The 14,677-nt window shown below is 65.5% G+C and carries 11 protein-coding genes; 4 read left to right on the plus strand and 7 right to left on the minus strand.

Annotated elements, in window-relative coordinates:
- Positions 1-7: 7 nt before the first annotated feature.
- The gene (locus U5A57_RS18515; protein WP_321913125.1) at positions 8-1,171 is read right to left on the minus strand and encodes an acyltransferase; all 1,164 of its coding nucleotides are present in this window, start codon (positions 1,169-1,171) and stop codon (positions 8-10) included.
- 314 nt (positions 1,172-1,485) lie between these two features.
- Here U5A57_RS18515 and U5A57_RS18520 point away from each other — a divergent pair, with 314 nt between their 5' ends.
- From U5A57_RS18520 to U5A57_RS18530, 3 genes are all read left to right on the plus strand, one after another.
- Positions 1,486-2,883: a sulfite exporter TauE/SafE family protein gene (locus tag U5A57_RS18520; protein ID WP_321913126.1), complete on the plus strand. Its 1,398-nt coding sequence runs from the start codon at positions 1,486-1,488 to the stop codon at positions 2,881-2,883.
- A complete protein-coding gene (locus tag U5A57_RS18525; RefSeq protein ID WP_321913127.1) occupies positions 2,880-4,109 on the plus strand; it encodes a glycosyltransferase in 1,230 nt (409 codons plus the stop codon). The genes U5A57_RS18520 and U5A57_RS18525 overlap by 4 nt, the downstream gene beginning before the upstream one ends.
- A 195-nt stretch (positions 4,110-4,304) precedes the next feature.
- Positions 4,305-5,540 (plus strand): polysaccharide biosynthesis/export family protein, encoded by a 1,236-nt coding sequence (locus U5A57_RS18530; RefSeq protein WP_321913128.1) that lies wholly within the window; start codon positions 4,305-4,307, stop codon positions 5,538-5,540.
- 66 nt (positions 5,541-5,606) lie between these two features.
- Here U5A57_RS18530 and U5A57_RS18535 read toward each other — a convergent pair whose 3' ends face one another.
- The gene (locus U5A57_RS18535) at positions 5,607-6,308 is read right to left on the minus strand and encodes a putative colanic acid biosynthesis acetyltransferase (protein ID WP_321913129.1); all 702 of its coding nucleotides are present in this window, start codon (positions 6,306-6,308) and stop codon (positions 5,607-5,609) included.
- A gap of 247 nt (positions 6,309-6,555) precedes the next feature.
- On the opposite strand from U5A57_RS18535, the gene U5A57_RS18540 reads away from it, so the two are divergent.
- Positions 6,556-7,155: a hypothetical protein gene (locus U5A57_RS18540; protein WP_321913130.1), complete on the plus strand. Its 600-nt coding sequence runs from the start codon at positions 6,556-6,558 to the stop codon at positions 7,153-7,155.
- Between the two features lie 30 nt (positions 7,156-7,185).
- On the opposite strand, the gene U5A57_RS18545 is transcribed toward U5A57_RS18540, so the two are convergent.
- From U5A57_RS18545 to U5A57_RS18565, 5 genes are all read right to left on the minus strand, one after another.
- Positions 7,186-8,574, minus strand: a complete 1,389-nt coding sequence (locus U5A57_RS18545) for a glycosyltransferase WbuB (RefSeq protein WP_321913131.1) — start codon at positions 8,572-8,574, stop codon at positions 7,186-7,188.
- 189 nt (positions 8,575-8,763) lie between these two features.
- Positions 8,764-9,723, minus strand: coding sequence for a GDP-L-fucose synthase (locus U5A57_RS18550; protein WP_321913132.1), 960 nt, complete (start codon positions 9,721-9,723; stop codon positions 8,764-8,766).
- A gap of 4 nt (positions 9,724-9,727) precedes the next feature.
- Positions 9,728-10,846, minus strand: coding sequence for a GDP-mannose 4,6-dehydratase (gene gmd / locus U5A57_RS18555; RefSeq protein ID WP_321913197.1), 1,119 nt, complete (start codon positions 10,844-10,846; stop codon positions 9,728-9,730).
- A 100-nt stretch (positions 10,847-10,946) separates the two neighbouring features.
- Positions 10,947-13,178 (minus strand): polysaccharide biosynthesis tyrosine autokinase, encoded by a 2,232-nt coding sequence (locus U5A57_RS18560; RefSeq protein ID WP_321913133.1) that lies wholly within the window; start codon positions 13,176-13,178, stop codon positions 10,947-10,949.
- Between the two features lie 76 nt (positions 13,179-13,254).
- Positions 13,255-14,646, minus strand: a complete 1,392-nt coding sequence (locus tag U5A57_RS18565) for an undecaprenyl-phosphate glucose phosphotransferase (RefSeq protein WP_321913134.1) — start codon at positions 14,644-14,646, stop codon at positions 13,255-13,257.
- Between the last annotated feature and the right edge of the window lie 31 nt (positions 14,647-14,677).

Here is a 14,677-nt window from a genome sequence, read left to right on the forward strand (position 1 = left end):
GACCCGCTCACGCAACGCCTTCGATCTTGCGATCCGCCGCGCTCGTGTTGGGGCGCTCGGCGGGAACGGACCCGCGCGAGTCGGGGAACATCGCCTCGCGCAGACGCAGGAACGGGAATTCGACAGCGCGCGTGGTGAGATAACCGAGCGCCGCAGCGATAAAGAACTGCGCGAAGATCACGACCGGCCAGGCGGCGAGCGGCGGCACGCCGAGCGCGCTCGCCTTGTGGATCAGATAGTCGCCGGGCGCGAGCGCGAGCGAATGCCACAGGTAGATGCCGTACGAATACACGCCGAGCCACGCAAGCCCGCGATACAGCCACGTCGTGCGCAATCGGCCCGAATGTTCGAGCACGAGCATGATGAGCGCGCAAAAGCCGATGGCCTGAATCGTGTAGCCAATGCTCTCGTCCAGCGCGACATCGGGCGTCGCGAAGATGAGCCAGGCGAGGAGCAGCCCCACCGCCGCGAACAGCCAGCGCTTCTTCGCAACGAGCATGCGCCAGACGTCGGGCTTCATCCAGTAAATCGTCGCGAGTATCACGCCGACAAGCAGGCTGTCCATGCGGTACTGCGTGTAGTTGAACGCCCCGACGAGATCGCCGTGCGATACCGCAATGCAACGCGCGGTCAAAACGATCGCGCAAAGGCCGGCCATTACGGCGATCAGGGCGTTCGCGCGCAACCGGAAGTGTGCGAGCAGGATCAGCAGTGCGGGCAGGAACAGATAGAAGTGCTCTTCGACTGCGAGGCTCCACGTTTGCGCAATGGAGGTGCCGAAGTAGTTCTGCATGTGCGTGAGGTTCTGCCAGAGGAACGTATCGGGCCGGTGGCGGCCCGCCAGCAGGTGAAAGAGAATGAGCACGTAGTAGGCAGGCCAGATCTTGAAGATCCGCCGCACGATGAAGCGGCGCGCGCCGATATGGCCCGTTTGCGCGTATTGGCGCAGCAGCAGCCCGCCCACGAGAAAGCCGCTTAGTGTGAAGAAAAGATTCACGCCTTCGTGGCCGAAGCTTTTCAGCGGGTACTCGATCACGCTCACCCACGGATGGCCCGTGCGCACCGTGTGGAAGTGAAAGCCCATCACCACGAAGATCGCGATGCCACGCACGAAGTCGAGTTCGACGGAGCGCCCTTTCGTCGATTGACTCACTCCGTGTAGCAGCTTCATGACCTTTCCCTCGTTTTCGTCCATGCCGGATTCTTGCGCAAGGCAGACGATGGAAAACTTACTCCTGCCGACCCCATCATGAACACTGGCGCCGTGCAGCGTGCGCCAAGTTCCCGCCGTTCTCGGCCAGGTGTGTGGAGCAAACCACACGCCAAATCAGAATTTTTTTCCTGCCGCCACAACCCTGCCGCTTCCCGCCACGCGCATGCGCAAGGCGCTTGCGGCGTTTTATATTGAGTCGAACCAACGCGTTTGGTGCGCATATTTCTTGCGCAGCGTTTGCAACCCTATGCACCGCACCGGGAGAAACGCGGATGCGAAACAAACATGCTGTTCTGTGGCTCTGGGTGTGCCTCGTGCCTCTCGCTTTCGACTACAAGGCCCCTGACTCCCAGTTCGGCCACGGCGCGCAATGGCTGGCCGTCATTCCGGCCCTGGCAGGCGCGCTGATTCTCGCGATGATCGGCCCGCGCTTCGCGCGTCCGATCCGGCTGCGCTCGTTCGTGACGGGCGCGCTCGTCGCAAGCCTCATCGGCAGCCTCATTGCTCAAGTGCTGCAGCACAATCCGGTCGGCCAGTACCTGCGCGTGATCCTGCCGTTCCTGCTCTTTGTGCTCGGCTACTGGGCCATGTGCCGCCCGTGGCACCCCATTCGCGTCATGCAGTTGCAGCGCGCGCTTTACTACGCGAACGTGCTGTGTCTCGTGTTTACGTTCTTCTTCGGCTTGCTGGCTGTCGGCGGGCCGCTCGCCGACATCCGCTTTCGCATCGTCTCGCCGACCATGCTCGCGCTGCAAGGCATGCTGTTGCACCAGTTCATCGTCGCCCGGCGCTTCAACATGACAATGGTGATCGTGTTCCTTGCCACGCTGATCGTCGAGTTGCTGAGCGTCACGCGCAGCCTGCTGATCGCGACCGTCCTGCTCGCCATGTTCGCGGCGTGGCTCGCCTCGCCTTCAGTGAGCCATCTGATCAAATCGTTCTTCCGCACCGGCATCGCACTTTTATTCATCGTGGCGCTGGGCGTGGGAACCGCGTGGCTCTTCCCGTCCATCACCGAACACTGGACGCAGCGCGTGACGGCCGCGCAAAACTCGGACTCCGACCGCGACCCGACCACGGTCACACGTATTGCGGAGATGCGCGACCAGTACGACCAGGTCACCGAATCGGTGGAGTCGGTACTGTTCGGCAAGGGGTATGGCCACCTCTACCGCTACTCGCCCATTTACTACCAGTACGTGAACCAGACATTCAGCAAGGACGATTACTTCAACACCAGCGACTGGGTGGCGGGCCACAACTTCTGGGTGTATCAGCTCTACGCCGAAGGTATCGTGTTCGGCGGCTGCATGCCGCTCGCGGTGATCGTCGCGCTCATCGTTGCCGGACGCGCATTCAGGCGCTGGCGCCGCATTGCGCCGCGTCACCCGATGCTCATGCCGCTCAGCATGGCGCTGCTCGTGCTCGCCGCGCTGCCCGGCGCTTCGATTGGCGGCAATCCGCTCGGCACGCGTTTTTCGGGCCTCGTGTATGGCCTCGCGCTCGGGCTCATCGTCTCGCTGTATTCGCAGCTTCATTACCGCATCGACCTGCAACGCAAGCGTCAGCGCCTGCACCCGTCCTACGGGCGCGAGCCTGCCTTCCGACCCACGGCGCCCGCGGCGGCGCCGGTGCCGCTCAACACGTACGCGACTCCGGAGCCCCGATGAAAATCCTGCACCTCGTGTCCACGGTCGACCCCCGTTCGGGCGGCCCGATTGAAGGCGTGCGCCAGAGCGGCCTCGCGATGGCGGCGCTCGATCACCAGATCGAAGTGGCCTCGCTCGACCCGATCGACGCGCCTTACGTGCGCGAATTCCCGCTGCCGCTGCACGCCCTGGGCCCCGGGCGCGGCCACTACGGATACAGCCCCGGCTACGTGCCGTGGCTGCGCGCGAACGCAAGGCGCTTCGACGCGGCGATCGTGCACGGCCTCTGGCAATACCACGGCTTCGGCGCGTGGCGCGCGCTGCGTCACGCCCAGCTGCCGTACTACGTGTACACACACGGCATGCTCGACCCGTGGTTCAAGGCGACTTATCCGCTCAAGCATCTGAAGAAATGGGCTTACTGGCCGTGGGCCGATTTTCGCGTGCTGCGCGATGCCGCCGCCGTGATCTTCACAACCGAAGAAGAACGCCTGCTCGCGCGCGATTCGTTCTGGCTGTACCGCGCCAACGAGCGCGTCGTGCCGTTCGGCACCAATGCACCGCGCGAGGACCCGGACACGTTGCGTGAAGCCTTCCTGCAAGAGTCGCCGCATCTGCGCAACAAGCGCATCGTGCTGTTCCTCGGGCGCCTGCACCCGAAGAAGGGCTGCGACGTGCTGGTTCAGGCATTTGCCGATCATGCGCGCGAAACGCCGGATGCGCATCTGCTGATGGCCGGCCCCGACAAGGGCAACTGGCAGCCCGCGCTGCAGGCGATGGCGCAGACGCACGGCATCACGCACCGCATCAGCTGGCCGGGCATGCTGCAGGGCAACCTCAAGTGGGGTGCGTTCTTTGCCAGCGACGTGTTCGTGCTGCCGTCGCACCAGGAGAATTTCGGCGTGTCCGTAGCGGAGGCGCTGGCGTGCGGGCTGCCCGCGCTGGTCTCGGACAAGGTGGGCGTATGGCGCGAGATCGATGAGGATGGCGCCGGTTTCGTCGCGCCCGACACGGTCGCCGGCACGCAGCGCAACTTCGCGTCATGGCGCGCGCTCGACGAACCCTCGCGCGACGCGATGCGCGCGCAGGCCCGGCGCACGTTCGATGCACGCTTCGCGATGGATGGCATGGTGCGCTCGCTGCTCGGCTTGCTGCAGGAACATCCTTCGTATGCGGGCGCTCGATTTCACCGAGGGCGTGCGATGAGCGCCATGGCGCAGGGCGAGCCCGCGGAGCAAACCGAATAAACGGAAAGTAGAAAAAACAGCATCAGATAGCGGTCATGGTAGGGATTGGCAGGGGTGACGAAGCAACGCAGCTCAAGCGTCATAACCAATCGAACGATGTGAGCGCGTTGCACCTTCGTGGCGATGTGCGAATCCTGTGAGTAAGGGGGCAACACTATGTTAAACAGCACACCTGATTGTTCTGGCGGCGAAGCCGTGCATGCAACTGCAGCCACTGCCGCAACCGCGACGCAGCCCGCGCGCAGTTTGCGCAAGTTATCGGCGGGCCGCGCACGGGCGGTCCTGTCGGCGGTGGCGGCCATCGTGGCGGCCGCAGCCATGATTTCGGGCTGCGCGCTCTCGCCTGGCATGACGGCGCCGTCGAGCGTCACGCAGGCGAAAGCCGCCACCGACTCCGCGCGCTCGGGCGGCAACGGGGATCAACCGCCGCCGGGTGCGCTCGTCGAAATCAACAACGCGTTGGTCGCGAAACAGGCGGCAGAGCGACCGACGGCGGTCCCGACCAACGTCTCGTCGCTGTTCGGCACGCCCAAGCCCTACACGCTCGGGCCCGGCGACGTGCTGAGCATTGTCGTGTGGGATCACCCCGAGATGAACTTGCCGACGGGCGGCGGTGGCGGCGGTAACGGGTCGCAGGACCAGAGCGCGAGCCAGGTGCAGTCGGGCTATACCGTGGACTCGACTGGCGCGATCCAGGTGGCCTACGTGGGGCCGATCCACGTAGCGGGGCTCACCGAGATGGAGGCGCGCAATCTCGTGGCGAGCAAGCTGGCCTACTACCTGAACAAGCCACAGGTGACGCTGCGCATCGAGTCGTACCGCAGCCGGCGTGTGTATGTGGACGGCGAAGTGCGCACGCCCGGCCTCATGGTGCTCAACGACATGACGATGTCGCTGCCCGAGGCGATCAACCGCGCGGGCGGCTTCACGGCGGCGGGCGACCGCTCGCGGGTTAGCGTGACGCGCGGCGACAAGACGATCATGGTGAACATTCCCGACATGATCAAGGAAGGCGTGAACCCGGACAAAATCCTGCTGCAAAACGGCGACCTCGTGCGCGTGTATTCGGCGAACGAAAGCCGCGTGTTCGTGCTCGGCGAAGTCGGGCACCCGGGGCCGCTTCCGTTCGATAACGGCCATCTCTCGCTGAACGACGCGCTAGGCAACGCGGGCGGCATCAGCCAGGGATCGGGCGACGCCTCGCAGGTGTACGTGGTGCGCGGGCAGAAGGAAGGACACCGCACGGTCTACCACCTCGACGCGTCGACGCCGGAAGCCATGGCCACGGCCGACGAGTTCGACCTGAAGCCGAACGACGTGGTGTTCGTCGATGCCTCGGCGCTCGTGAAGTGGAGCCGCGTCATCAACCTGATCCTGCCGAGTACGCAGGCAGCCGCTGCGGGCCGGGCGGTGGGTTACGGCGGTTACTAGCGGGTGGAGTTCGTGTGCGTATGAGCAGGCCTGCTGGCCTGCTCATACCGCGGCTTGAGCGCCGCCTCATGCCTTGGGCGGCTGGCTCTGCTCAAAACGCCAGCGAATAAAGCGGCACGGATTGCCGCCATACACGCCGCCGGCTTCCAGCGAGCGATGCACGACCGAAAGCGGCGTGACGACCGCCGAGCGCCCGATCGTCACGCCCATTTGCACCACGCATTTCGACGAGACCCACGCGCCGTCCTCGATCACGATCGGCGCGACGTGCAGGTCCATGTTCGTGCGCATGTCGTGCGAGCCGGCGCTGAGAAACGCGCCCTGCGAAATGCAGACGTTCGAGCCGATGCGGATGGGCGCCTGGTTGTAGATCCACACGTCCACGCCGATCCAGCAGTTCTCGCCCATCTCCAGATTCCACGGCGCCTTCACGCGCATGGGGTGCACGAGGCGGCATCCCGCGCCGACCTTCGCGCCGAACAGGCGCAGCAAGCTCACGCGCAGCGCGGAGAGCGGCAGCAGACGGTTGTCGAGCACGCAGGTCTCGACCAGATACCAGGCGGCCTGCACGAGCTTGCCGCGGCGCGCAACGAAGTTGCCCTTGCCCGCGCGGCTCAAATCGATCACGCGGATTTCCGCGCTTGCAGACTGCGCGGCGGCTTGCGGCGGCGCGACGCCTGCAGACGGTGCCTCGCCAGCGCCATCCCTGCGGCCGGCCGCGCCGACGTTCCCTTTGAGGGTTCCTAAACCTTCGACCGCTTCCGTCATGAACGCTCCTTGCCCACCCGGGTCGGTTCTATGTGGCTTGCGTGCTTCCCGGCTCGTCGCGAGCCCGTGCCGAAAACCGGCAACGGGACAACGGGCGGCGTCGAGCCGCGATTTCATTATCCGGCGGCCTGCGCATCGCCTCCCGCGCGTGGCCGACACGGCAGGGGTTTTGGCGCAGCGGGGCGACGCTGCGTGGGCAACATGAAGGCTTGACGCCGCATGATTCGCGGCGCGCGGGATCCATGCCATGTCCAGCCTGAATCGACATCAGTTTGCGCCCTACGTGCTCGCCGCTGCGCTGCAAGCCGCGTGCGCCGCATGGCCGTGCGCGGTGTTCGCGCAAAACGCCCCATCCGGCGGCTCGTCCGCCAATGCGAAATACCAGAGCAGCCAGGGCGACACCCTCACCAACGCCGTGCAGCGCCAGAAACTCGACGAGCAACGCCTGCTCGGCGGCCCGGGCACTTCGGACAACCCGTACAGCGTGACCCCGTACGGCAGCAACGGCGCTTCGCCAGACGACGCGCAAGACGCGCTCACGAACGAAAAGCACATGCACGTCGTCACGCCTGGGGATTACGCGGCAAGCGAAGCGAGCGCCTCGGGCGGCAGAAACGGCCGAGGTGGCGCGAGCAGCAGGATCGGATCGAACGGCCGGTCTCGCGCCGGCAACGCGGTGGTGAGAAGCTCGGCAGGCAACCCTGCCGGTAGCCATCGGTCGAGCGCCGGATACGACTACGGCGCCCGCGAAACCTCGCCGACCGCCCAGGTCTATGGCAATCCATACAGCAACCCGTACGGGTCGCCGGACCAGGCCAACTCCGAGCTCTACAAGTCGCCCTGGTAAGCTCTGCTAGCGGCCCAAGGCCGCCGTCGATCAGACATCGGACTGCTCGACCTCGGGCAACGTCGATCCGCCTTTGCCTGCTTGATGAGCGGGTTCGTCGCCAGATTGATCCGCGCCTCGATGCGTCGAAGCAGCGCCACTTGCCGCCGACTGCGGCTCCACTCGCGTCTGACTCGCCGGCTCGCCAGCCACACCTGCGAGCCCGGCAAGCCTCGCTTCGAGCACGTCGAAGATCGCTTGCGGCGACAGCATGCGCTTCGCGTAGCGCCGTGCGGCATGGCCGAGCGCGGCGCGCCGCGCCGGGTTCCCGGCCAGTTCGACGATCGCGGCCGCCAGCGCCTCGCCGTCTTCGGGCGGCACGACAATCCCGTGATCCGAGACCACGTCGAAGAGACTCGTGCCGGGCCGCGCCATGGCGATCACCGCACGCCCGCTCGCGAACATGCCGGTGAGCTTCGAGGGCATGACAAGGTCGGCGGCGTCGTTGCGCTGCGGCAGCACGTGGATATCGGCCACGTTCAGCAGTTCATTGAGCATCGACGCAGGCTGCAGCGGCAGCACGTGACAGTTCGAAAGCGGCTCGCAACGCGCGATCAGGTCTCGCCTGGCCGCGCCGTCGCCGCAGAACACGAAGCTGATATCCGTGCGCGCGGCGAGCGCCGTTGCGACGTCCGCGAGAATTTCGATGCCCTGCTTCGCCCCCATGTTCCCCGAGTACAGCACGACGGTGTTGTCCTGCGGGATGCCAAGGCGCTGCCGGAACGCGCTCGGATACGGCAGCGGGAAGATCGCCTGGGTATCGACCCAGTTCGGCAGGCACACGGCGCGCGAGGAGTCCACGCCCTTGTCGATGACGCGCTCGACCATGCGCGGCGAAATCGACGAGACGGCGTCGAAGCGCCGCAACAGCCAGCGCTCGCAGGCGAGCGCCGCGCGCCCGAGACGTGAGCCCTGGCCGCCCTTGAGCAGCCCCAGATCGAATGCTGCATCGACTTCGAAGTCCTGAATATGCAGCCAGCTGCCCGCCCCAACGGCGCGCGCGAGCATCAGTGCGCCGGGCGCACAAAAGAGCGTAGGCACGATCATCATGACCGCCTCCGGCCGCCACGCCGCGAGCCGCGCGAGGAGCGGCAGCGAGGAAAGCGCGAAGCTCGCCAGATGCACGATGCGTTTGAGGCCGCCCTGCTGCGAAGGCACCCACAGCGGCGCGCGCCACACGCTCACGCCGCGCAAGGTTTCGCGTGCGTAGCGCCCCGCGCGATAGCCGTCGTGCACGCGCCATTGCGGGTAATAGGGCGGCGCGCAGATCACGCGCACTTCATGGCCGTGCGCCGCGAGCAGCTCCGCCATTTCGGCGCTGTATTTGCCGACGCCTGTCACTTCGGGCGCGTAATTCAGTCCGTAGATCAGAATTCTCATTGCGTTGTTTCCGTCCCTGAACTGCTTTTTGAGCTGCTGGTCTACCGCTTTCCTTCGACTCGCGCGCCGAGCGAAAAAAAGCGGGCGCCGTGCATCCGGTCCGCGCACGACGCCCACCACCAAACAAACGCCTTTCCCCCTCGTCCATCGAGCCGATTGTTTGCAAGCCGTCGGCCCTGTGAGGCCGCATCAAGCCCGCATGCCTGCCTCGTACGCCGGTGCGGCATAGGCTTGAAGAAAGTCGTCGTAGGTGCGGGCGAGCCCCTCCTCGAGGCCAATGTGCGCGTGCCAGCCCAGATCGCCCAGGCGCGACACATCGAGCAGCTTGCGCGGCGTGCCGTCGGGCTTGGTCGAATCGAATACCAGTTCGCCGTCGAAGCCCACCACGTCGCACACGCGCTGCGCGAGATCGTGGATCGACAGGTCCTCGCCCACGCCGACGTTGTAGACGCCGTCGCCGGTCTCGTGCTCCAGCACGAAGATCGTCGCATCGGCGAGATCATCGACGTGCAGGAATTCGCGGCGTGGCTTGCCCGACCCCCAGACAGTCAGCGTGCGCTGGCCGTTCGTGCGCGCCTCATGCGCCTTGCGCAGCAGCGCGGGCAGCACATGACTGCTGCCGAGGTCGTAGTTGTCGTTGGGGCCGTACAGGTTGGTCGGCATGAGCGAGACGAAATGCGTACCGTACTGGCGGTTGTACGCTTCGCAAAGCTTCAGGCCGGCGATCTTCGCGATCGCGTAGGCCTCGTTGGTCGGCTCGAGCGGCGCGGTGAGCAGATAGGTTTCGCGGATCGGCTGCGGGCATTCGCGCGGATAAATGCACGACGAGCCGAAGAACACGAGGCGCTCCACGCCCGCGTTGTGCGACGCGCGGATCACGTTGGTCTCGATTGCCAGGTTGTCCCACGCGAACTGCGCGGGCCGCGTCGAATTCGCGAGGATGCCGCCCACGCGTGCGGCCGCGAGCAGCACCGCATCGATGCTCTCGCCTTCGAAAAATCGATCGACCGCAGCCTGATCCGTGAGGTCCAGTTCCGCATGGGTGCGCATGACGAGGTTCCAGTATCCATTCGCCTGCAACGCACGCACGAGCGCCGAGCCCACCATGCCCCGGTGGCCGGCCACGAAGATTCGGGAGTTCTTGTCCATGCGTTCACTCGTGATGTTCGAGAGCCCTGAATCCGGCCAGCTTGACGAGTGCGTCGCGCCGGGCAGCCTGGTAGTCGGCGCGCACCATTTCCTTGACGAGCGCATGGAACGTCGTCACCGGTTTCCAGCCCAGCTTCTCCTGGGCCTTCGAGGCGTCGCCGAGCAACGTCTCGACCTCGGTCGGGCGGAAGTAGCGCGGGTCCACGCGCACGATCACGTCGCCCGGTTCTATGCGCATGTCGCGCGCTTGCACCTGGTCGACAATGCCGACCTCGTCCACGCCGCTGCCTTCGAAACGCACGGTGATGCCCAGTTCCTCGGCGGCCACGCGCACGAAGTCACGCACGCTGTACTGCACGCCGGTTGCGATCACGAAATCTTCGGGCTTCTCTTGCTGGAGCATGCGCCACTGCATGTCGACGTAATCGCGCGCATGGCCCCAGTCGCGCATGGCGGAGAGGTTGCCGAGATACAGCATTTTCTGCAGGCCGACCGCGATGCGCGCTAGCGCACGCGTAATCTTGCGCGTGACGAACGTCTCGCCGCGCTGCGGCGACTCGTGATTGAAGAGGATGCCGTTGCACGCGTAGATGCCATGCGCCTCGCGGTAATTGACCGTGGTCCAGTAGGCGAACAGCTTCGCCACCGCGTAGGGACTGCGCGGATAGAACGGCGTGGTTTCGCGCTGGGGCACTTCCTGCACGAGCCCGTACAGCTCGGACGTCGACGCCTGATAAAAGCGCGTTTTCTGCGTAAGGCCGAGAATGCGGATCGCCTCCAGAATGCGCAGCGTGCCGAGGCCGTCCGCGTTCGCCGTGTACTCGGGTTCCTCGAACGACACCGCCACGTGGCTTTGCGCGGCGAGGTTGTAGATTTCGTCGGGCGCCACGCGCTGGATCACGCGCAGCAGCGCCGTGGAATCGGTCAGCTCGCCGTGATGCAGCTGAATGCCGGGTTCCGGGTCGTGCACGTCCCGATAAAGGTGATCGATGCGGTCCGTGTTGAAGAGTGACGAGCGCCGCTTGATACCGTGCACTTCGTAGCCCTTGTTCAACAGCAGTTCTGCCAGATACGAACCGTCCTGACCGGTGATACCGGTGATCAACGCAACCTTGCGAGCCATCGCCATCGTTCTCTCCTCGCGTGAGCGAAATGGGATTCGGTGGTTCCACTAGCCGCGGCGGCCCCCCGGCCGGCCGCGGTCCTGCTGCCTGCCTGCTGCCCTACCCTGCAATGCTTTCGTACCCGTAGTAGCCGCCGCGATACCCGCCGCCGATGAATGCGCCGGTCTTCGGCACGTCGGTGAGCAGCACGCCGCGCAGATTCACGCCGCCTATGCGCAGGCGCTTGACCGTTTCCTCGAGCTCCGAAATCGGGTGGCGGCCATGGCGGATCGCGAGAAGCGTCGTACCCGCGTAGCGTCCGATCACCGTCGAGTCGGTCACCGCGAGCACCGGCGGCGTATCGACGATGACGAGGTCGTACTTCGCGCCCAGCTCCTGCAGCAGCGACTCGAAACGCGGACTCATCAGGAGCTCGGACGGATGCGAGTGCAGCGAGCCCTTGGCGAGCACGTCGAGGCCCGGCAGCACCTCGCGCTGGATCGCCCGCTCCAGCTCCGCGCCGAGCAGCACGTCGGAGAGGCCCGGCTGGTGAACAATGCCGAAGTGCGAGTGCACGTCGCCGCGCCGCATGTCGCCGTCGACGATCAGCACGCGCTTGTTCACTGAGGCGACCAGCGCGGCGAGATTGACCGAGAGGAACGATTTGCCGATGTCGGGGCGCGAGCCCGTGAGCATCACGATGTTGTTGCGCGCGTCGTTGAGCGTGAGCTGCAGCGAGGTGCGCAGGCTGCGCACGCCTTCCACCGCCACGTCCTGCGGGTTCTGTTGCGCGAGCACGTGCAGACCGCGCCGGCGCGATGAGACGTGATGCTGCAGCCGCAGTTGCTGCGGGCTGCGCGGCACCACCGCGAAAACCGGCACGCCGAGCGCGGCTTCGAGTTCGTCCGGGCGCTCCACGCCGCCGTACAGCGACTTGCGCACGAACGCGACGAGCACGCCCAGCACGAGACCCGCGCCGATCGCGAGCGCGATCACGAGCAGCTTCTTCGGACGCACGGGATCGTCCGGCGCTTCGGCGAAATCGACCACGCGCACGTCGCCCACCTGGCCCGCGCGCGCCACACGCAGTTGCTGCGCGCTGTTCAAGAGGCTCGTGTACAGCTCCGTGCTCACATGCACGTCGCGCAACAGGCGCACTGCGGACTGCTCCGTATCGGGCAGTTGCGCCACATTGCGCGTGAGTTGCGACTGCGCGGCCTGCAGCGTGCCGATCTGTGCGTCGAGCGACTGAACGGCCGGGTGATGCTCGGTGAAACGCTGCGCGAGTTCCGCGCGTTGCTGGCGCAGGTCTTCGAGACGAATCTTGTTGTCGCTCACCTGCTGGAGCAGCAGCCGGCTTTCTTCGCCGAGATCGACGGTGCCGTGCTCGTTGCGGAATTTGTTGTACTTCTGCTCGGCCGTATCCACCTGCGCGCGCAGTTGCGGCAACTGGTCGTCGAGGAACGCGAGCATGTGCTCCGCTTCGGCCGAACGGCTCGCGATGTCCTGCTTGATGAACTCGTGCGCCACGTTGTTGAGGATCGCGGCCGTCATCTTGCTGTTGTGGCCTTCGAGACTCGCGCGGATCACGCCGGACTGCAGCCCGACTTCCTGGATTTCGAGTGCGCGCTCGAGCCGGTCGACAGTGGTGAGCGTCGAGGCGCGCATGAGCAGGAAAGGCGTTCCGGGCTCCCCGCTCAAGCTGTCCACATGCAGCGCGATCGGCCCGACTGATGTATTGGCGCTCACGTCCTCGCCCACGCGGCCCTCCAGGAGCGGAATGCCGTCGGGGTCGCGCAGCGTGAACGTGCCGGGCTCGTCGCCCGCGACGAGCGTGAAATCGCGCTCATACATCGCTTCGGGCGTATCGAAGCGCGACACCTTGATCTCGCCGCCACCCCATGCATAGCCGGCCGGGCGCATGAAGCCGGGCAGCTTCTGCGCCCAGGGCGAGCCCATGATGCTGGAGAGCATGCCGCCAATCACGGGCATTTCGCGCGGCCGCGCAGAAATGTCGAGGTGCAGCTTGCGCACCGTTTCCTCGGTCACGTTGCGCGACTTCAGCATTTCGATCACGCCGTTCGCGGTCGACTTCTCGTCGAACATGCCCGTGAGCGGCGGCAGGCTGCTGTCCTTCTTGCTGGCGTCGCCCTTGTCGACGAGGTGGAACAGCACGTCGGCACGATAGGTCGGCGTGGCCAGGAAGGCATAGGCCGTGCCCAGCAGCGTGACGGCGAGCGTCACGATCGCGATAGCGCGCCAGTTCGCCACCATCGTTTGCAGATAGTCGCCTAGGTATCGCTCGTCGGCGGCTGCTGCGCCGTAGTAAGCGCCGTCATAATTCATCGCCATCTTGCTTCTCCCGAAACCTGGTATTGCTTGCTCGTGATGCTTGACTGGTGATGCTTGCCCGGATGCGCCGCCGCGCTCAGTACGCGTTGCGGCCCACCAGCCCGTGAACGACCGTGGCCGCGATGATGCGCATGTCGAGCCAGAACGACCAATGCCCGAGGTAATACAGATCGTGCGCTACACGCATTTCCATCTTTTCGAGGCGATCGGTTTCGCCGCGAAATCCGTTGACCTGCGCCCAGCCGGTAATGCCGGGCTTGATGCGATAACGGTGGATATAGCCCTTCACCACGCTCTGATACAGATCGTCGTGCTCGAGCGCATGCGGGCGGGGACCGACCACCGACATATCGCCGCGCAGCACGTTGTAGAACTGCGGCAACTCATCGAGACTCGTGCGGCGCAGGAACGCGCCGAGACGTGTCACACGCGGGTCGTCACGCGTGGCCTGGCTCACCGTGCCGGGCGCTTCCTTGTGCTCGCGCATCGTGCGGTACTTGTAGATCGTGAACACGCGGCCGTCGGCGCCCTTGCGGCGCTGCCTGAACAGCACCGGCCCCGGCGAGGAAAACTTCACCGCAATGGCGATGCCGATGAGTAGCGGCATGAGGCTCACGAGCGCAAGCGCCGCGAACACGCGATCGAACACCGCCTTCTTGAACTGCGCGCTCGCGGGCAGCGGCGAAGCGACGAGGTTGATCGCGGGCACGCCGAGCAGCTCGATCACCGTACTGGTGTCGAATAGCGCCAGCGAGCGCACGTCCGGAATGAAGCGGATATTCACGAGGTCGTTGCGAAATTCGCTCACGAGCCGCACCACTGTGCGCTCCTCGGCAAGCGAAAGGGCGAGCCACAACTCATGCACGTCATGCTCGCGGATGTACTGCGCGAACGCCTCGATCGTGTCGCACACCGGCGTGTCTTTCTCGCTGGCGGGCCGCGCCGATTGCGGCGTCGTGTTGTAGAGGGCGCTCGCGCGAAAGCCCGAGCCCGGCTCCGCGCCGATGCGCCGCACGATCTCGTCGCACTGCGTAGCGGACCCCGCAATGGCGACCTGATGGAGATTCATGCCCGCGCGCCGCATGTGCGCAAGCACGCCGTGCGCGAGGAAGCGCCACGTAATGAGCAAGCCGCCTGCAAGCGCGGTCCAGTAAGCGAACCACAGGCGCGAAACGACGTCGACATGATGCATCGTGGAGTACATCGAGATCAGCGCGCAGCCCTGCACGACGAGCCACGCAAGCGACACCTGGCCCGCGAGCAGCGCCTTGGAGCGGCCGCGCCACGACTGGTAAAGCTCGAACGCCGGAAAGATCACGAGCGCGAACGCGGCGGCGAGCAGCACGAAGGCTTCGTTCACGCCGCGCGGCACCACATCGTCGAAGCGGATCTCCGAAGCTACGCTCGCGCCGATCATCACGGCAGATACGTCGAGCACTCTCGCCATCAGATTTTGCAGCTCGCGCATGCTTTCTCCTTTTTTCTCCCTGCAGGCCGTG

Origin of the sequence: Paraburkholderia sp. J11-2 (assembly GCF_905220185.1) — a bacterium.
In the GTDB taxonomy this organism is placed as follows: Bacteria; Pseudomonadota; Gammaproteobacteria; order Burkholderiales; family Burkholderiaceae; genus Paraburkholderia.